Annotated in this window: 15 protein-coding genes; 4 read left to right on the forward strand and 11 right to left on the reverse strand. The window is 73.7% G+C overall.

The features are described 5' to 3' along the window. Positions 1-6 precede the first annotated feature (6 nt). A complete protein-coding gene (locus ADK86_RS25810) occupies positions 7-1,557 on the reverse strand; it encodes an AMP-binding protein (protein ID WP_053698737.1) in 1,551 nt (516 codons plus the stop codon). Positions 1,558-1,903: 346 nt separating this feature from the next. On the opposite strand from ADK86_RS25810, the gene ADK86_RS25815 reads away from it, so the two are divergent. Together ADK86_RS25815 and ADK86_RS25820 are read left to right on the forward strand one after the other, a co-directional pair. Beyond that, positions 1,904-3,751 (forward strand): alpha-L-fucosidase, encoded by a 1,848-nt coding sequence (locus ADK86_RS25815; RefSeq protein WP_053698738.1) that lies wholly within the window; start codon positions 1,904-1,906, stop codon positions 3,749-3,751. Positions 3,752-3,808: 57 nt separating this feature from the next. Then, entirely contained in the window at positions 3,809-4,432 is a 624-nt protein-coding gene (locus ADK86_RS25820) for a TIGR03086 family metal-binding protein (RefSeq protein ID WP_199834469.1), read from the forward strand. A gap of 79 nt (positions 4,433-4,511) precedes the next feature. Here ADK86_RS25820 and ADK86_RS43315 read toward each other — a convergent pair whose 3' ends face one another. Further along, a complete protein-coding gene (locus ADK86_RS43315) occupies positions 4,512-4,682 on the reverse strand; it encodes a hypothetical protein (RefSeq protein WP_156100324.1) in 171 nt (56 codons plus the stop codon). 373 nt (positions 4,683-5,055) lie between these two features. Then, the gene (locus tag ADK86_RS25830; protein ID WP_053698740.1) at positions 5,056-5,931 is read right to left on the reverse strand and encodes an Fpg/Nei family DNA glycosylase; all 876 of its coding nucleotides are present in this window, start codon (positions 5,929-5,931) and stop codon (positions 5,056-5,058) included. A gap of 97 nt (positions 5,932-6,028) precedes the next feature. Here ADK86_RS25830 and ADK86_RS25835 point away from each other — a divergent pair, with 97 nt between their 5' ends. Beyond that, a complete protein-coding gene (locus tag ADK86_RS25835; protein ID WP_053698741.1) occupies positions 6,029-7,450 on the forward strand; it encodes a lipase maturation factor family protein in 1,422 nt (473 codons plus the stop codon). On the opposite strand, the gene ADK86_RS25840 is transcribed toward ADK86_RS25835, so the two are convergent. The 6 genes from ADK86_RS25840 to ADK86_RS25865 form a co-directional block, all read right to left on the reverse strand. After that, positions 7,347-8,432 (reverse strand): tetratricopeptide repeat protein, encoded by a 1,086-nt coding sequence (locus tag ADK86_RS25840; protein ID WP_053698780.1) that lies wholly within the window; start codon positions 8,430-8,432, stop codon positions 7,347-7,349. The two genes, ADK86_RS25835 and ADK86_RS25840, sit on opposite strands and share 104 nt — an antisense overlap. 170 nt (positions 8,433-8,602) lie before the next feature. Further along, positions 8,603-10,177 (reverse strand): acyltransferase family protein, encoded by a 1,575-nt coding sequence (locus ADK86_RS25845; RefSeq protein WP_053698742.1) that lies wholly within the window; start codon positions 10,175-10,177, stop codon positions 8,603-8,605. A 230-nt stretch (positions 10,178-10,407) separates the two neighbouring features. Beyond that, positions 10,408-11,028 carry a transglycosylase family protein gene (locus tag ADK86_RS25850; protein WP_234346032.1) on the reverse strand — a complete coding sequence of 207 codons (621 nt, stop codon included), beginning with the start codon at positions 11,026-11,028 and terminating at the stop codon, positions 10,408-10,410. A gap of 563 nt (positions 11,029-11,591) precedes the next feature. Next, positions 11,592-13,799, reverse strand: coding sequence for an ABC transporter permease (locus ADK86_RS25855; RefSeq protein ID WP_234346033.1), 2,208 nt, complete (start codon positions 13,797-13,799; stop codon positions 11,592-11,594). Positions 13,800-13,838: 39 nt separating this feature from the next. Further along, the gene (gene modA, locus ADK86_RS25860; protein ID WP_053698744.1) at positions 13,839-14,630 is read right to left on the reverse strand and encodes a molybdate ABC transporter substrate-binding protein; all 792 of its coding nucleotides are present in this window, start codon (positions 14,628-14,630) and stop codon (positions 13,839-13,841) included. 52 nt (positions 14,631-14,682) lie between these two features. Beyond that, positions 14,683-15,078 (reverse strand): TOBE domain-containing protein, encoded by a 396-nt coding sequence (locus ADK86_RS25865; RefSeq protein ID WP_053698782.1) that lies wholly within the window; start codon positions 15,076-15,078, stop codon positions 14,683-14,685. A 307-nt stretch (positions 15,079-15,385) separates the two neighbouring features. On the opposite strand from ADK86_RS25865, the gene ADK86_RS25870 reads away from it, so the two are divergent. Continuing rightward, on the forward strand, positions 15,386-16,255 hold the full coding sequence (locus tag ADK86_RS25870) for a triphosphoribosyl-dephospho-CoA synthase (protein ID WP_159393957.1): 870 nt from the start codon (positions 15,386-15,388) through the stop codon (positions 16,253-16,255). Between the two features lie 16 nt (positions 16,256-16,271). On the opposite strand, the gene ADK86_RS25875 is transcribed toward ADK86_RS25870, so the two are convergent. Together ADK86_RS25875 and lspA are read right to left on the reverse strand one after the other, a co-directional pair. After that, a complete protein-coding gene (locus ADK86_RS25875; RefSeq protein ID WP_053698746.1) occupies positions 16,272-17,045 on the reverse strand; it encodes a PaaX family transcriptional regulator C-terminal domain-containing protein in 774 nt (257 codons plus the stop codon). Positions 17,046-17,094: 49 nt separating this feature from the next. Next, positions 17,095-17,673, reverse strand: coding sequence for a signal peptidase II (gene lspA / locus ADK86_RS25880; protein ID WP_053698783.1), 579 nt, complete (start codon positions 17,671-17,673; stop codon positions 17,095-17,097). Between the last annotated feature and the right edge of the window lie 31 nt (positions 17,674-17,704).

Consider the following 17,704-nt stretch of genomic DNA (forward strand, 5'->3'; position numbering starts at 1 on the left):
GGCCGCTCAGATCGCGCGGTCCCGCCCGGCCCAGTAGGGCTCGCGCAGCCGCCGCTTGAACAGCTTGCCGGACTCGTCGCGCGGCAGGCTCTCCTCGAAGGCCACCACCTTGGGCACCTTGTACGAGGCGAGCCGGTCGGCGACCTGGGCCCGTACGTCCTCGGCGGTGAGGTCGGCACCGGGCTCCGGCTGGACGTGGGCGGCGAGCGACTCGCCGAACTCCTCGTCGGGGATGCCGAAGACGGCCACGTCCCGCACCCCGTCGAGACCGAGCAGGCAGCCCTCGATCTCGGCCGGGTAGATGTTGACGCCGCCGGAGATGACCAGGTCGCTGCGGCGGTCACTGAGGTAGAGGTAGCCGTCCGCGTCGAGGTGGCCGATGTCGCCGATGGTGACGTAGCCGGGCATCCGCTCGGCCTCCATCGCCGCGCGCTTGGCCGGGTCACCGAGGTAGGTGAACTGCGGCCAGGTGTCGGACGGCTTGAGATAGACGTCGCCGGTGCGGCCGGTGGGCAGCGGTGCCCCGTCGGGGCCGAGGACCGTCACCGCCGAGGTCTCCACGGCGCGGCCGACCGTACCGGGGTGCGCCAGCCACTCCTGGCTGTCGCACCAGGTCACGGCGCCGGTTTCGCTGCCGCCGTAGTACTCGCGCAGTACCGGCCCCAGCCAGTCGATCATGGCGTACTTGACGTGCGGCGGACAGGGCGCGGCGGCGTGCACGACGGAGGTGAGCGAGGACAGGTCGTAGCGCTCGCGGACCTCCTTGGGCAGCCGCAGCAGCCGTACGAACATGGTCGGCACCAGCTGCGCCTGCTCGATCCGGTGGCGCTCGACCAGCCGCAGGAACTCCTCGGCGTCGAAGCGCGGCATCAGGGTGATGTCCAGGCCGCCGGCCAGGGCGAGGACGGCGTGCTGGCTGGGTGAGGCGTGGTACAGCGGCGCGGGGATCAGGGTGCGGCCGCCGGGGCGCACCGCGAAGTATGCGAGGAACTTCGCCACCGACTCGGCGAGTTGTTCCTGGCCGACCGGATCGCGCAGCACGCCTTTCGGGCGGCCGGTGGTTCCCGAGCTGTAGATCACGGTGGAGGGGCGGCGGGCGGCGGCCTCGGTGAGCGGCGGGTGCCCGGCGAGCCAGGTGTCCAGGAGCGGATGGTCGCCGGTGACCGGCGGACACGGGAATCCGCAGGCCGCGGCGATGCCGTCGGGCACCGGAACCTCGATGAGGCGGGCCCGGCCGGGCAGCGCGGCGGCGACCGCGGGCAGCAGGTCGGTGTGCGCGAAGACGACCTTGCTGTCGCTGTCGCCGAGCACATGGCTCAGCTCGTCGTGCCGGAAGTGCCAGTTGACGGGGACGGCCGAGGCACCGAGCAAAGCTGCCCCGGCGGCGATCTCCAGGTGCGCGGGTTCGTTCCGCAGCACGATCGCGATACGCTCCCCGGGCTCGACACCCAGCGCACGCAGCCCCGACGCGATACGGGCGGACCGCTGCCGAAACGCCGGATACGAGCGCTCGACCCCGGCACAACGAATGGCAGGGGGCATGGCGGCGACATCCATGTAGCCTCCAGACGATTGCGACTCGCGCCCATTGAACAGGCGCTTCCACCCGGCCGCCAGAGTACTGACAACCCGTCAGGAAGAGGACGGGGCAGGGCGGCTGCGAGGGAGCGGGCAGGACGGTGGCCGTCCGGCGTCCGGGGGCCGACATCCGAGGTATGGCCTTCGTATGGCCGCCAACCGTCCGGTTTGAGCCAGCCGTTCGCCTCCGGTGCTCCGATGTCTGTCCCGCCGAAGGGCTTCCGGCGCCGGTGCGGTGGCCGCACCATGCGGGGGACACAACGGCATGCACATGACCGGCCGGTGTCCGGAGGCCGGCCGGTGACCGACCGCAAAGGAGCACGCGATGCGCAGCCGTACGAGACCGGCCCGGCTCCTCGGGTTGCTGGGCGTGGTGCTGGGACTGCTCGGCGCCCTGCTGACCGGCGAGGCCACCGCAACGGGCGGCACGCCCGGCCCCGCGCCCCGCGCCGCGGCCGCCGGACCGGGCACGAACCACGCCGTCGACGACCCCTTCACCTCCGGGCGCACGTCCTGGTGGCGCCAGGCCCGTTTCGGCATGTTCATCCACTTCGGCGCGTACTCGAATCTGGAGGGCGAGTACACCCGTCCGGACGGCACGGTGTGCCGCAACGCCGAGTGGATCAAGCGCCAGTGCGCCATCCCCACCGACGTGTACGAGCGGCGGGCCGCCACCTTCGACCCCGCGGCGTTCGACGCCGAGGCGGTGGTCAGGACGGCCAAGGAGGCGGGCCAGCGCTACATCGTGATCACGTCCAAGCACCACGACGGCTACGCGATGTGGCCGACGAAGCAGAACCGCTGGAACCTGCGCGACCACTCCGCCTTCGACCCGCACCGCGACATCCTCGCCGAGCTGAAGCGGGCCGCCGACGCGGCGGGCATCAAACTCGGCTTCTACTACTCGATCTGGGACTGGCACGACCCCGACTTCGCGGACCCGGCCACCTTCCCGCGCTACAAGAAGCGGATGTACGCGCAGCTCAAGGAGCTGGTGGACGGGTACGACCCGGCGCTGCTGTGGTTCGACGGCGAGTGGGACGCGGACAACCCCGTCAACCGCTGGTCGCCACGGGACGGCGCCGGCCTCCAGGCGTATCTGCACCGCCTGGACCCCGGTCTGATCGTCAACAACCGGGTCGGCAAGAAGCGCGTCGTGGACGGCGACTACGGCACGCCCGAGCAGGAGATCCCCGGCGAGCCGGTGGCCGGCCAGCTGTGGGAGAGCTGTATGACGCTCAACGACCACTGGGGGTTCGCCCGGTACGACACCAACTGGAAGTCCACCGCCACCGTCGTGCGCAGCCTCCTCGCCGTCGCCGGACGCGGCGGCAACTACCTCCTGAACGTGGGCCCGGACCGGCACGGCCGTATCCCGCAGGCGTCCGTGGACCGGCTGCGGGCCACCGGACGCCGGCTGGCCGCGCACGGGCGGGGCGACGCGGTGTACGGCGCCGGGCACACCGGGCTGGTCGCCGAGCCCGCGTGGGGCACGGTCTCCCGCAAGGGCGACGCCCTGTACGCGTCCGTCACCGCCTGGCCCACGCCCGGGAAGCCCTTGCACCTGACCGCCAGGGCGCCGCTGCGCATCACGTCCGCCCGGGTGCTGGGCAGCGAGCAGAAGATCACCGTCACCCCGGCGGGCGACGGTTTCGACCTCATGCCGTCCGGCCCGCCCACCGGCCCCGAAGCGACCGTCGTCCGGCTCGCCGTCCGGCCGCCGGCCGCCGCGCCCGCCGGGCACGGCACCGGGCTGACGGCCCGGAGCTGGGCGAACGAGGACTTCGGCGGGCCGCCCGCGGTGACCACCATCGACCCGGTGCTCAACATGTCCTACCGCTTCGACGGTTCCCCGGCCGCCCGCATCCCCGCCGACCACTTCGCCACCCGCTGGACCGGCGCCCTCCGGCCGCGCTACAGCGAGACGTACACCCTCACCACCGTCTCCGACGACACCGTACGGGTGTGGGTGGACGGCCGGCTCGTCATCGACGACGGCACCGCGCACGGGCCGCGCACCGACCGGGCGGCCGTGGCGCTGACCGCCGGGCACCGGCACGCGGTCCGCGTCGAGCACACGGAGCGGACCGGCGAGGCGCATCTGAAGCTGCTGTGGTCGAGTCCGAGCCAGGAGCAGCAGATCGTGCCGCGCGGCGCGCTCTACCCGTCGTGAACGCGACCGTGCGTCGCGCCGCGGTCGCCGCCGTACCCGCTCCTATCCTCGGTGAGCATGAGCCAACACGAAAAGGACAAGAACGGTTCCGATACGGGCGGAACGGGTGATCACGATGTGCTGCTGCGCCGGCACGGCGAGGCCATCGCCCTGTTCGGCAGCCGGGTCCACCGGGTGCGCGACGGCCAGTGGGACGCCCCGACGCCGTGCGCCGAGTGGTCGGTGCGCGACCTGGTCGGCCATCTGACGGTGGAGCAGCTGTGGGTGCCGCGCCTGGTGCGGGACGGCGCCACGATCGAAGAGGTGGGGGACGACTACGACGGCGACCAGCTCGGTGACGACCCGGCCGGGGCGTGGGACCGCGCGGCGGTGGCCGCGGTGGCGGCGTTCTCCGAGCCGGGTGCGCTGGACCGGACGGTCCACCTGTCCTCGGGGTCCAGTTCGGCCGCGGCGTACTGCTCGCAGATGATGATGGACGCGGTGGTCCACTCCTGGGACCTGTCACGGGCCATCGGCGCGGACGAGCAGCTGCCGCCGGAGCTGGCGAGCGCGGCGCTGCGCGAGGTCGAGCCGTACGCGGACGCACTCGCGGACACGTCCATGTTCGCCGACCCCGTGACGCCACCGCCCGGAGCGGACGACCTGACCCGGCTGCTGTGCCTGCTGGGCCGCCAGCCGTGAGAGGCCCGGCGGCGCCGGGAGAACGCCGGCCGGTGTCCGCGGGCCGTCCGGGCCCGCGGAGGTCCGCCGGCCGGCGCGGTCAGTCGATGCCGCGGAAGATGTAGGGCTCGGCCGGGTCGTCGTCGCAGCCCGCGACTCTGACCGGGACACAGCGGCCCCAGACCTCCAGGTTGCGGACTTCCCCGATCCGGCCCGGGCGCTCGCTCCGCTTGGGCCGCGGCTGTTTGCGTTGCGCGTTTTCCAATGCCACCACGCACTCCTTCATCAAGGGGACACTTCCGACGCGGTGGCGCCTTCGCACGAACCGGGACGTCGGCCAGGGTTCGTGGCGCTTCCCGCGACGGGCCAAGGGTGTTGGCATCTCCCAGACAGGTCGTCCGTCGTCCACCAGATTAACGACCGCGACCGACGCGCGCTCGACATTTACCGGTAATGGCCGCAAGTCGGGGGTAATGCCTAGATTCCGCCGGGAGCCGCCCGCCTCCGCCGGGCCGGGGCGAAGGGAGCCCCAGATCCCAAGGCGGGCACGGGCCGGCGCACCACCGGCGTTCACCCGTTTGCCGTACGGGACGCGGTCAGCGGTACGGCAACCGGCGGACGGAGGCCCGCCGCCCCCGTGGGCGCTACTTCAGCAGCCGAGACATCCGCCGGTCGGCCAGCAGCTTGCCGCCGGTCTGGCACGTGGGGCAGTACTGGAGCGAGGAATCGCTGAAGGAGACCTCGCGGACGGTGTCGCCGCAGACCGGACACGGCTCGCCGGTCCGGCCGTGCACCCGCAGCCCGCTCTTCTTCTCCTTCTTGAGCTGCCCGGCGGCCACGCCCCGGGACCGCTCCACCGCTTCCCTGAGCGTGTCCCGTACGGCGGTGTAGAGCCGGTCCGTGTCCTCGGCGTCGAGACGGGCCGCGGGCTTGAACGGCGACATGCGGGCGGCGTGCAGGATCTCGTCGGAATAGGCGTTGCCGATTCCGGCCAGCACGCTCTGGTCGCGCAGGAATCCCTTGATCTGGCGCCGCTCCCCTTCGAGCAGGCCCGCCAGGGACTCCCGTGTGAAGTCCGCGGCGAGCGGGTCGGGGCCGAGGCGGGCGATGCCGGGGACCTCGGCGGGGTCGGTCACGCAGTAGACGGCCAGGCGCTTTTGCGTACCGGCCTCGGTGAGGTCGAAGCCGGGCGCCGGGCCGTCCCCGTCGGCGCTCAGCCGTACGCGCAGGGCCAGCGGCCCCTTGCCGGGGCGCGGCGGGGCCTCCGGCAGCGCGTCCTGCCAGCGCAGCCAGCCCGCGCGCGCCAGATGGACGACCAGGTGCAGGCCGCCGACGCTCAGGTCCAGGAACTTCCCGTGCCGCTCCACCGCCGTGACCGTGCCGCCTTCGAGGGCGGTCAGCGGCGGGTCGTACGTCTTGAGCACGTTGACGGCGGTCGGCTGGGCGCATTCCAGGACGTGGCCGACGGCGTGCGCGTCGAGGAATTCCCGCAGGGCTTCGACTTCCGGCAGTTCGGGCATGCCTCCAGCCTGCACGGTGCGGCGGTCCGGTACATCTCGTGCGCGCCGCGCGCCGGACCGGCGGCAGGGCGCCCCGGCGGTGCTAGGGATAGGTCGTGTGGACTGGCTGACGGAAAGCGACGTGTGGCTGGGCCGGCTGGTGTTCCAGCGGCTGCTGGCCGTGCTGTACCTGGTGGCGTTCGTGGCGGCGGCGCGGCAGTTCCGCGCGCTGATGGGCGAGCGCGGTATGACGCCGGTGCCGGACTTCGTGCGCCGGGTGCCGTTCCGCAAGGCGCCGTCGGTGTTCCAGTGGCGTTACTCGGACCGGTTCTTCGCCCTGTGGTGCTGGGCCGGTGCCCTGCTGGCCGTTGCCGTGGCGGCGGGGGCGGCGGACGCCGTGCCGCTCGGGGCCGCGATGGCGATGTGGGCGGTGCTGTGGGCGATGTACCTGTCCATCGTCAACGTCGGACAGACCTGGTACGGCTTCGGCTGGGAGTCCCTGCTGCTGGAGACCGGCTTCCTGGCCGTCTTCCTCGGCAACGACGACATCGCGCCGCCGGTGCTCGTCATGTGGCTGCTGCGGTGGCTGCTGTTCCGCGTGGAATTCGGGGCCGGGCTGATCAAGATGCGCGGCGACCACTGCTGGCGCGATCTGACCTGCCTGTACTACCACCACGAGACGCAGCCCATGCCGGGCCCGCTGAGCTGGTTCTTCCACCGGCTGCCCAAGCCGCTGCACCGGGTCGAGACGGCCGCCAACCACGTCGCGCAACTCGGCCTGCCCGTCCTGCTGTTCACCCCGCAGCCGGTGGCGACCTGGGCGGCGCTGGGCATCGTCGTCACGCAGCTGTGGCTCGTGCTGTCCGGCAACTTCGCCTGGCTGAACTGGCTGACCATCGTGCTGGCCCTGTCCGCGGTGGACGCCTCCCGGATCGCCGACGCGCCCGCGTTCGCCGCCACCCCGGTCTGGTTCGGCGTGCTGACCGTGCTCCTCACCGTCTTCGTCGCCTGCCGCAGCTACCGTCCCGTACGCAATCTGCTGTCCCGGCAGCAGGTGATGAACACCTCCTTCGACCCGCTGCACCTGGTCAACTCCTACGGGGCCTTCGGCAGCGTCACCCGGGTGCGCCGGGAGATCGTGGTCGAGGGCACCGACTCGCCGGTGGCCTCGCCGGACGCGGTGTGGCGGGAGTACGGGTTCCGGGGCAAGCCGGGCGACGTACGGCGCGTGCCGCGCCAGTACGCGCCGTACCACCTCCGGCTCGACTGGCTGATGTGGTTCGCGGCGCTCTCCCCCGCCTATGCGCGCAGCTGGTTCGGGCCGTTCGTGGAGCGCCTGCTGGCGAACGACCCCGACACGCTGCGGCTGCTGCGCCACAATCCGTTCCCGGACGCGCCGCCCGCGCTGGTGCGCGCCCGGCTGTTCCAGTACCGGTTCACGACGTGGCGGGAACGGCGGGAGACCGGTGCGTGGTGGCACCGTACGGAGCTGCGGGACTTCCTGAAGCCGACGGGAGCAGTTCGGCGCGGAAGGCGATGACCATGTCGCGGGCGTGCCGCAGCCCGATCCGCCCGAAGTCGCGCTCCAGCTCGTCCAGTTCGGCGAGCGTCTCGTCCTTCGAACCGCCCAGCCGGGAACGGGACTTGACCAGGCCGAGGCGGGACAGGGCGGTGCCGCGCGGCTCCCGCATCGCCTCGAACTCGCGCAGCGCCCCGGCGTAGACCTCGCACGCCTCGGCGTACCGGCCGGCCCGGAACAGGACGTTGCCGCGCATCTTGCGGTTGTAGGCGAGGGCGCTCGCGAGGTCCATGGTGCGGCAGATCGTCTCGGCCTCGGTGAGCAGCGACAGCGCCCGCTCCGTGTGGCCCTGTACGGACAGGACATCGGCCACGCCGCGCAGCGACCAGGCGCGGCCCCGCGCGTCGTCGCCGTCTGCGGCGATCCGCGCGGACTCCTCGAACAGCTCCAGGGCCTTGGCGTAGTCGCCGGTGTTGCGGTGCATCTGCGCTATGCCGGACATCGCCCACACCATGTGGCGGGCCTCGCCGTGCCTGCGCGCCTGTTCGAGCAGCTGCTCGTGCAGGTCGGCGACGGCTTCGTAGTCGCCCTGTATGCGGCCGGTCTCGGCGAGCCCGGCGAGGGAGTAGCCGTGCGCCAGGCGGTCGCCGCCCGCGTCGGCGAGGGCGACGGCATGGGCCAGCAGCCTGCGGGCCAGCGCGAGGGAGCCGCACTGGCGGGCGAGCGTGCCGCCGCTCCACAGGGCCCAGGACATCGCGCCGCTGTCACCGGCGGCGCGGGCGCTGCGGTAGCTCTCGTGCCAGGCCGTACGCGCGTCGTCCACCCGCCCCAGGCGCCGGTTGGCCTCGGCGACGGCGAGCGAGGCCCGGGCGCGCTCCAGGTCGGTACGGGCGTCGCGCCGCGCGCGGTCGGCCGTGGCGAGCACGTCCTCGTAGGACGAGTTCACGTTCAGGGCCGCGCCCAGCTCGCCTTGGTACTCCGGGGCGAATGCCTTGCCGTACATGTCTTCCGTGGCCTCCTGATCGCGCATGTGCTTGATCACGAAGCTACGAGGCGACGGGGGTGCGGCGAATCCCTCCGCGGATTGGTCATGCCGTATGCCTCGGGTCCTACGCGAGAGGGACCGGATCATCATCGGGACGTACGGGGAACCCGGCCTTCCGGCCGACCGGCTCAGGCGGCGGGGCCCGCGTGCTCCGGGGCCGGGCCGCCGACGGCCCCGGCCGGGCCGGGTGCCGTGCGCGCGGGGCGGCGGGCGAAGCGCCGGTTCAGCGGACGCTCGACGAAGCGGTACACGATCAAGGCGGTGAGCTGGGACAGGACGGCGCAGGCGGCGGCCAGCGCCAGGCTCGTGGGGATCGTGAAGGCGCGCTCGTAGCCCAGCAGATAGCGGAAGGCCAGCAGCAGCGGCCAGTGAATGATGTACAGGGCATACGAGGCTTCGCCCAGGGCGACGAAGGCCGGGCGGGCCAGGGGGCGCGGGGTCTCGCAGCCGTCGGCGAGCGCCAGGTGGGCGATCACCAGCGCCAGGGGAATCGCCCCGAGGGCTCCGTAACGGAGCGGCGGCGGGCAGAGCGGGGCCAGGCCGACGGCCGAAGCCGGCAGGACGAGGAGAAGAGCGCGCGGGACCCGGGGCCAGCGGCCGGCGGCGACCAGGCGGGCAGTGATGATGCCGAGCATGAATTCCGCCAGCCGCATCGGCGGAAAGAAATAGCAGAGCCACATGCTGTCCCGGCCCAGGTCGACGCCCCGGCCGAGTGCCGGTGCGGCCACCGTCAGGGCCGTGAGCGGCAGCGTCAGTACGGCGGCGGCCAGGGCCGCCCAGCACAGCCCGAGGCGCGCCGCGGGGATCTTGCGGGCGGCGGCGACCAACAGCGGGAACAGCGCGTAGAAGAACATCTCGCAGGAGATGGACCACGACGGCGAGTTGAAGCACGCGTCCAGCGCCGTCCCGGGAGTCCAGCCCTGGAGCAGGAGCAGGCTGATCATGCCGAAGCGCGGCCCGCAGTCCGTGGGCACGCCGTCGGGCAGGGCGGAGACCGAGGTCAGGGCGAAGAACGCCACTCCGCCCGCCCAGCCGAGCACATGGGCGGGGACGATCCGCCACAGGCGGCGGCGCCAGAAGGCGCGGACCGGTTCGCCCGGCCGGTGGGTCCAGGCGAGGACGAACCCGGAGAGCACGAAGAAGCCGCTGACCGCGCAGGCCGCGAGGGTCTGCGACGGATACAGCGCCGTGTGCACATCGGCGTCGGCGAACGGCGCCACGTCCACGAGCAGGTGCGAGACCAGCACCGGAAGGGCGAGGAAGAACCGCAGCCCCGTCAACGACGGCAGTCGCTGTCGCCCCGTCCGTTCCACATCCACCTCCGGGCCCCGCGGCACCTTCACTGCCGGGCCCATGCCCCGGGCGGATGCCCCGTCACCGCCGGAGCCGCACGGTTCCCCGGAAAGGGCGGAACAAGGGGGTGGGAGGAATACCGGCGGTGCGGGGGAGCACCCGGCTCCCCCGCACCCCCGTCCTGCGCCGTTCTTCTTCGTCGCGTGCACGAAGAGCTGTACGCCGTAGCCGTCCTTCTCGTCGTCGTGGACCGCGAAGGTGTCCCCGTCGCTGCGGAACGCGGCCCGCCCGGCGTAGACGTAACTCTTGCCGGACGAGGAGTGCCCCGGGTTCACCCACACGTCGAGTCCCTGCGCCCGGGGCTGTGCCTGTGCCTGCGAGAAGCCGACGGCGCCGAACGCGACGGCCACGCTGCGGCGTCACATACATGGGAGGACCGGCCGCCGTGCGGCAGCCGGTCCGTACTCCCGTGACGCGCAGGCCGTCCGCGGCGCCACGGACGGCCTGCCGGTGCCCACCGCTTCCCGCGGCGGTCCGCCCGCCCCCAGCCGGACCGCCGCTCCGGGAATGTGTCACGGAGAATTCCCGGAAGGGTGGGAAGGAAATGCGTGCCGCGGAACCACCGCGTTCAGCCGGCGTTCTACCGGTGGACGTGCAGCCGCATTCCGGGGTAGATCAGGTTGGGATTCGCTCCGATCACCTGGCGGTTCAGCCGGTAGAATTCCCGCCAGCCCCAGCCGTGGGCGTACGCGATTCCGCTGAGCGTGTCCCCCCGGTTCACCACGACCTGGCCACCGGATTTCCGGTGCGGCCGGGCCTTGTACTGCTTGTGCTGCCCGTACCCGCTGCCGTGGCGGTAGTGCCGCTGCCGCAGCCGCTCGCGGGCCGGGGCACCGGCGCGCGGCGCGGACCGCGGGACGCTCGCGTGCGGAGCGCTGTGCCGCGTGCCGGACCCGCGCAGTCCCAGGCGGGACGAGCAGGCCGGCCAGGCCCCCCAGCCCTGCCGCGCCAGCACCCGTTCCGCCACCCTGATCTGCTGGGCCTTCGAGGCCCGCGACGCCCGGGAGGCGTACCTGCCGCCCCCGAAGGAACGCCAGGTGGAGTGGGCGAACTGCAGCCCGCCCGAGAAGCCGTTCCCGGTGTCGATCCGCCAGTTGCCCCCGCTCTCGCACCCGGCCAGGCGGTCCCACGTGGTACCGCCGCGGGCTTCGGCCGGCCCTTCGGCCGCCACGTTCAACGCGCCGGCGGCCAGCAGGACCACTGCCGCCGTCGCCCCTCGGGCCCCGCGCCCCCGGACTTCACCGCGTCCGCTCGTTTCCGATCCCTGAGGATATTCCATCGATGTGCTCCCGTCCTTCACCGCGCGGTTTCCCGGCGGCCATGGGGATGCATGACATTCCGTCGGCGCACGCCTTTCCCGGCTTTTCCGCGGAGTTTCTCCCGTGTTTTCACCGGTCCGTGCGATGCGTTTTCCGGGCCGTCATGAATTCGACGAGTACGAGACAACCACGGGCACGGTCCGCATTGTCAGAGCGCGCGGTAGCGCCCGCGCCGGGCGGCCTGCCCCCGCACCGCCGGAGTGGAGGCAGACGGCGCCGCATGGCGCCCCCTCGTGCCGGGTAGGGGCGCACCCTCACCGGCGGCGCGCATGGCCTGCCCTGGCGTATCGAGCGCTTGTCCGAGCCGGGGGTGGCCGCGGAGCGCACCGGGGGGCCCGGGGCACGCGCGGCGGGGGTCCGCACGCACCGCGCACGGGCCCCGGGGGCGGTGCACCACCGCCGTCCCCAGGGAGGGTTTCGGTGCACCGGCGGTGTGCCGCCCGGGTCACACCGGTACGAGCGTGACCTCGGTCGCCTTCACACTCACCCAGACCTCGGTGTCCTCGGCCAGCCCCAGTTCCGCCGCGGCCTGCGGGGTGATCTCGCCGACCAGGTCGGGCACCTGCGGCGAGGCGACCAGGACGCGCAGCCGGCTGCCGAGCGCGGTGATCTCCCGTACCCGTCCCGGCCAGACGTTGCGGGGGCTGCCGGAGGGGCGCTCGCGGTGCACGGAGACCGCTTCCGGGCCGATGATCGCCAGTGCGGCGGTGCCCTCGGGCAGCGGATCGGCGGCCACCAGCCGCCCGGTCCCGTCGAGCCGCAGACCGTCGGCGGTGGCCGTGCCGGACCAGGCGTTACGGCCGAGCATCCGCGCCACCCACGGCGAGCGCGGGTGCCGGGCGACCTCGGCGGGGGCCGCGTCCTGGAGGGCGCGGCCGTCCTCCAGGACCAGCACGCGATCGGCCAGCGAGACCGCCTCGACCGGGTCGTGGGTGACCATCAGGCAGACGCCGCCGAAGCCGGCCAGATGCCGGCGCAGGGTGTGCCGGACGTGCGCGCGGGTGCTCTGGTCGAGGGCGGCCAGCGGCTCGTCGAGGAGCAGCAGACGCGGACGGGCGGCCAGTGCGCGGGCCAGCGCGACGCGTCCGGCCTGGCCGCCGGAGAGCTGGGCGGGGCGGCGGTGCGCGAGGTGGCCGACGCCGAGCCGGTCCAGCCACCGCTGGGCCTCGCGGCGGGCCTCGGCACGGGCGGTGCCGTGGGCGCGCAGCCCGTACGCGGTGTTGCCGAGGGCCGTCAGGTGCGGGAAGAGCGCCCCGTCCTGCGGGACCCAGGCGACGTCGCGGCGGTGCGGCGGCAGCGTGGTCACCTCGCGCTCGCCGAGCGTCAGCGTGGCGTGCGCCCGGGGCGTGAGGCCGAGCAGGGCGCGCAACAGCGTGGTTTTGCCCGCGCCGTTGGGGCCGACGACGGCGATGGTGGTGCCTGGGGCGGCTTCGAGGGTGAGCCGGTTGAAGCCCGTGACGTCCGCGTGCAGCGGCCATCGCCCGGTGCTGGCGCCGCCGCCGGGGCCGTCGGTGGCGGTGGGGTCCGCGTCGGCGGCCCCGTTGTGCGCGGTGGTGGCGGCGGACGGGTCCGCGGGGGCGGACGGGCCGGGTGCCGCGGATGCGCCGGTCACGTGGTCCGGCCATGTGCCGTCGGCATCCGGCGCCCCGCCGCCCTCCGCGTCCGTGCGCGTCACCGCGCCGCTCGTGCGCCCCCGCACCGGGCCGCCCCCGCCCGCCCACCGGCCGCGCAGTGCGACCAGGACGGCCATCGCGACGACGAGCAGCAGCAGGGAGACGGAGGTGGCGGCCTCGGGGCTGTCCTGGAGGAGCAGGTAGACCTGGAGGGGCAGGGTCTGGGTGACGCCCGGCAGATTGCCCGCGAAGGTGATCGTCGCGCCGAACTCGCCGAGCGCCCGCGCCCAGGTCAGGGCGGCGCCGGCGGCGAGCCCGGGAGCGACCATGGGCAGCGTGACGGTGGTGAAGACGCGCAGCGGCCCGGCGCCGAGCGAGGCGGCCGTCTCCTCGTACCGCGCGTGCAGCCCGGCCAGCGCGCCTTCGAGGCTGATGACCAGGAACGGCATCGAGACGAAGGTGGCGGCGACCACCGCGCCCGCCGTGTGGAACGGCAGCTGTACGCCGAACCAGCTCTCCAGCCATCCGCCGAGCAGGCCCCGCCGCCCGAACCCGAGGAGCAGCGCCACACCGCCGACGGTCGGCGGCAGCACCATCGGCAGCAGCACCAGGGAGCGCACCAGCGCCTTGCCGGGGAAGTCGACGCGCGCCAGCAGCCAGGCGAGCGGCACGCCGAGCAGCAGGGACAGGCCCAGCGCCCAGCAGGAGACGACCAGCGAGATCCGCAGGGCTTCGACGACCCCGTCGGAGGTCAGGTGGGTGCCGAGTTCGCCCCAGGAGGTACGGGCCAGGATGCCGGCCATGGGCACCAGCAGGAACGCCACCGCCAGGACAGCGGGCACGGCCAGGGCCAGCGGGGCGCGCCGGCCGGGGACGGGCTTGCGGACGCGCCCGGGGAGGAGGGCACGCCCGGCGCCGGGTCCCCGGCCGGGCTCCGTGCCGGGGGTGCGGCCCCGGCCGTCGGCGGGCGTCCGGTCGCGTCCGGCGCCGGGCATCCGGTCGCGCTTCACGGCGTCGCGCTTCATGACATCGCGCTTCATGGCTTCGAGGGGATCATGGCGTGGCCGGTCCGTGCCGCGTTACGGCTGCTGGAAGCCCGCGTCGCGCAGGATCTTCTGCGCCTCGGCGCCGCCGAGCCACTTCACGAAGGCGTCCGCCTCCTTGGTGTGCCGGGAGACCTTGAGCGTGGCGGCCGGGTACTCGGCGATCGCGTTCTGCTCGTCCGGGATCTGTACGGCGTCCACCTTGTCCGGCGCGGTCATCGCGTCGGTGGCGTAGACGATGCCGGCGTCCGCCTCGCCCAGCTCGACCTTGCTCAGGACGCCGCGTACGTCCTGTTCCTGGGAGACCGGCTGGACCGTGATGTGCTGCCGGTCCAGGACCTTCTTGCTGTAGCGGCCGACGGGCACGGCAGGCGCGGCGAGCACGACCTTGAGCTTCTTGGCGGTGGCCAGGTCGGCCAGGCCCTTGACGTGCTTGGGGTTGCCCTCGGCGGTGGCGATCACCAGCCGGTTCTTGGCGATGATCTGCGGCTCGGCGGTCTTGCCCTTCAGGCCGTCCATGGTCCGGGTGTCCGCCGTGACCAGGGCGTCGGCCGGGAAGTCCTGGTTGACCTGGGCGGCGAGCTGCTGCGAGCCGGCGAAGGAGAACTTCACCGTGGTGCCGGGGTGTTCCTTGTGGTACGCGTCGGCGGCCTTGGCGAACACGTCGGTCAGGGACGCGGCGGCGAGCACCTTGATCGTGGTCTTGCCGCCGTCCGCGGCGGACGAGTCGTCGCCGCCCCCGCAGGCGGCGGTGAGCGGGGCGAGTACGGCGACGGTCAGGGCGGCGGCGAGGGCACGGCGCCGGGTGACGCCGGAGGTGCGGGACATCGGAATCGACTCCTTGGGGACGCGGGGCGGTGACGCGGGGCAGCGGCGGGCGTCAGGCGCGGTCGATGTGGACGTTGGTCGATTTCACGCGTGCGGTGGCCCGCATGCCGACCTCCAGTCCGAGTTCCTCCACCGCTTCCCGTGTCAGGAGGGAGACCAGCCGGTGCGGGCCGGCCTGGATCTCCACCTGCGCCGCGACGTCGCCCAGCTTGATCGCCGTGACGATGCCGGGGAAGGCGTTGCGGACCGAGGTGTGGGAGGTGTCGTCCTCCGAGGCGCCGTTCTTGGCGAGTTCGGTGGAGAACGCGGCCAGGTCGCGGCCGTCGATCAGCCGGCGGCCGGTTTCGTCCCGGTGGGTGGGGACCCGGCCGGCGTCGGCCCAGCGGCGGGCCGTGTCGGGGCTGACGCCGAGCAGGCGTGCGGCCTGGCCGATCGTGTAGGACTGCATGTGCGGCACCGTATGGCAGATGCTGTCTCATCTGCAATTACTCCGTGGGAATGCACCTGGCAGATGCGAGCCGGGTTGGAGGATGCGCCAAGTACGGGCGCGGGGCGCCGAAGGGGCCCCGGGGTGGGCCGGGTCCGTGGCGCGGGGGCGCGGACCGGACAGACCAGGGGGCGGAGCATCGGACGTGTGGACGAAGCCGTACTCTTTTGGGAGGGATTTGGGAGGGCATGGCGTAACACGGAGGGAGCGCGACCCGATGGGTACTCCTACTTCTTCAGCCCGCTCGGCGGTCCGCAGCCGGTCGATCATGAGGAGGCTGCGGCCGGAGGCCGCGCGCGACGCCGTGCCGCCGGCGCATGAGCGCCCCGTCCTGCACACGGTCCCGCACCCCTCCCCGGACCGCCCCCTTCCGCTGCGCCTCGCCGACCTCGCCGTCGCCGCCTGCACCGCGCAGACGGTGCTCGCCCCCAAGCCGGACCCGCTCGCGCTGCACGCCGCCGAGCTGCTGCACGCCCCCTTCGCCTCCATGGCCGAGGCCGCCATGGGCCGGCCGCTGGACCGGCGGCTGCGCGAACAGCTCGGACGGCTGGGCCGGGCGGGCGAGCAGCGCGCGCTCCAGGCGGGCCCGGGCGCGCCCGGCAAGCGCGGCGCGCTGTGGTCCGTGGGCCTGCTGGTGGCGGGCGCCGCCGCCACGAACTGCCGCTCCGACGTGGAAACCTGTGAGGCGGCGGCCACCCTGGCGCGCCTGCCGGACGGTGGCGCCCCCGCCGCCAGCCGGTCCCCGGGCGGCCGTGCCCGGCAGTACTACGGCGTTCCCGGCGCCGTCGGCCAGGCCCGCTCCGGCTTCCCGAACGTCCTGGGCGTGGCGCTGCCCGCGCTGCGCCAGTCGCGCGCGGCGGGCGCCTCCGAAGTGACGGCCCGTATGGACGCGCTGCTGGCGCTGCTGTCCACCCTCGACGACACGACCCTGCTGCAACGGGGCGGTTCGCAGGGCCTGCTGTCGGTGCAGATGGACGCGCGCGACGTCCTGTCGTCGGGCGGTTTCGGCACCCCGCGCGGACGCAAGGCTTTCGTCCGGCTGGACGCGCGGATGACCCGCAACGGGCTCACGGCCGGGGGCAGCGCCGCGCTCCTGTCGGCGACCCTGTTCCTGGACTTCCTGTTCGAGGGCCGCTGAGCACCTGCGTACGGGCTCAGGCCGCGCTGCCGGGCGTGACGTACTGCCGCAGCAGATCGCGCAGCTCCGCCTCGAAGGCGTCGTAACGGCTGCGCAGCTCGGCGCCCGGCCAGCCGGCGGGCAGCAGGGTGTCCGGCAGCAGCGGGTCGGTCAGGAGGTGGCGCAGTACGGCGGCGGAGACGGTGAAGCGTCCGGCCGGTGACGTGGCGTCGGACAGCGCCGCCAGCAGGGCGCGCGCCCGCGCCGCCCAGCCGTCCAGGTCCCACAGGTCGCGTACCAGCTCCGCCGGGTCGCCGTCCGGGGCGCCGGTGAGCCAGGTGCACTGCCGGGCGGCCACGGCCGGACGGGTGCGCTCCAGGTTGGCCGGGCGCAGCCAGGTCCCTTCGCGCAGTTCGGCGAGCCGCAGTTCGGCCATGGCCTGGCGCAGCGCGGTCCGCTCCGCCGCCGGGCGCGCTTCGGCCGTGACCACGGCGATCTCCCAGGCACCGTCCCAGCGCCGGGTGCGCGGCGCACGGCTCTCGTCCTGCCGCGCCTGACGCTCCAGCAGCCGCGCGGTGAGTCCGTACGTCCCCTCCCCCAGCTGAAGATCGCCCGCGGCCACCATCCGGGACAGCGCCACGCGAACCGTCCCCTCGGCAACGCCGAACAGCTCACCGACCCGCACCAGGGCACGCGCCGGAAGGCGGGGCGGATGGTGGCCGAGGAGAGTGCTGAGCACGATGGAGCGGGCGGTGAGCGGCCGCAGGCCGAGCCGCGCCGCGGCGTCGCGTACGGGGGTGTCGTGGTCCATCGGGCGAAATCCTAGGAGGTGCCCCGCGGGCCGGTACGGGCCGCCTGCCTCACCGGGCCGCGTCGCCGCGTACCGCCCCGTCCGGGGCCCCGGCGCGCTCTCCCTTCGCCGCCTTCTCCCGGTTGTCCACTTCCCACCCCAGGAAGGAGAACAGCACGATCAGGATGCCGCCGCAGACGATCGCGCAGTCGGCGAGGTTCATGATGCTGAAGCCGCGTACGTGGAGGAAGTCGACCACCGCGCCCCGGAAGTCGCCCGGGGTGCGGAAGAGACGGTCGGTCAGGTTGCCGAGTCCGCCGCCCAGCAGCAGGCCGAGTGCGATCGCCCAGGGGACGCTGTAGAGCTTGCGCGCCATACGGACGATCACCACCACGACGGCCGCGGCGATGACCGTGAACAGGAGGGTGGCCGCCTCGCCGATGCCGAACGCCGCGCCGGGATTGCGCTCCACCAGCAGCTCCAGCCAGTCGCCGAGCACCTTGACGGGGGCGCCGTTCTCCAGCTCCGCGACCACGGCCACCTTGCTGCCCAGGTCGAGCAGATACGCGGCGCCCGCCACCGCCAGGAGCAGCGGCACCCGCCGTCCGCTCGCGGCACCCGCCTCGCCGTCCCCACCGCGCGCCGCTATGGCCCGGTCCCGTCCCCGCACGTTGTGTCCC

The organism is Streptomyces sp. NRRL F-5755, assembly GCF_001279365.1.
GTDB classification, from domain to species: domain Bacteria; phylum Actinomycetota; class Actinomycetes; order Streptomycetales; family Streptomycetaceae; genus Streptomyces; species Streptomyces rimosus.

Bases quoted from the DNA above. Each gene is read 5' to 3' on its own strand.
- ADK86_RS25810 (WP_053698737.1), bottom strand. From the start codon at position 1,557: ATGGATGTCGCCGCCATGCCCCCTGCCATTCGTTGTGCCGGGGTCGAG.
- ADK86_RS25815 (WP_053698738.1), top strand. From the start codon at position 1,904: ATGCGCAGCCGTACGAGACCGGCCCGGCTCCTCGGGTTGCTGGGCGTG.
- ADK86_RS25820 (WP_199834469.1), top strand. From the start codon at position 3,809: ATGAGCCAACACGAAAAGGACAAGAACGGTTCCGATACGGGCGGAACG.
- ADK86_RS25830 (WP_053698740.1), bottom strand. From the start codon at position 5,931: ATGCCCGAACTGCCGGAAGTCGAAGCCCTGCGGGAATTCCTCGACGCG.
- ADK86_RS25840 (WP_053698780.1), bottom strand. From the start codon at position 8,432: ATGTACGGCAAGGCATTCGCCCCGGAGTACCAAGGCGAGCTGGGCGCG.
- ADK86_RS25855 (WP_234346033.1), bottom strand. From the start codon at position 13,799: ATGAAGCGCGATGTCATGAAGCGCGACGCCGTGAAGCGCGACCGGATG.
- modA (WP_053698744.1), bottom strand. From the start codon at position 14,630: ATGTCCCGCACCTCCGGCGTCACCCGGCGCCGTGCCCTCGCCGCCGCC.
- ADK86_RS25865 (WP_053698782.1), bottom strand. From the start codon at position 15,078: ATGCAGTCCTACACGATCGGCCAGGCCGCACGCCTGCTCGGCGTCAGC.
- ADK86_RS25870 (WP_159393957.1), top strand. From the start codon at position 15,386: ATGAGGAGGCTGCGGCCGGAGGCCGCGCGCGACGCCGTGCCGCCGGCG.
- ADK86_RS25875 (WP_053698746.1), bottom strand. From the start codon at position 17,045: ATGGACCACGACACCCCCGTACGCGACGCCGCGGCGCGGCTCGGCCTG.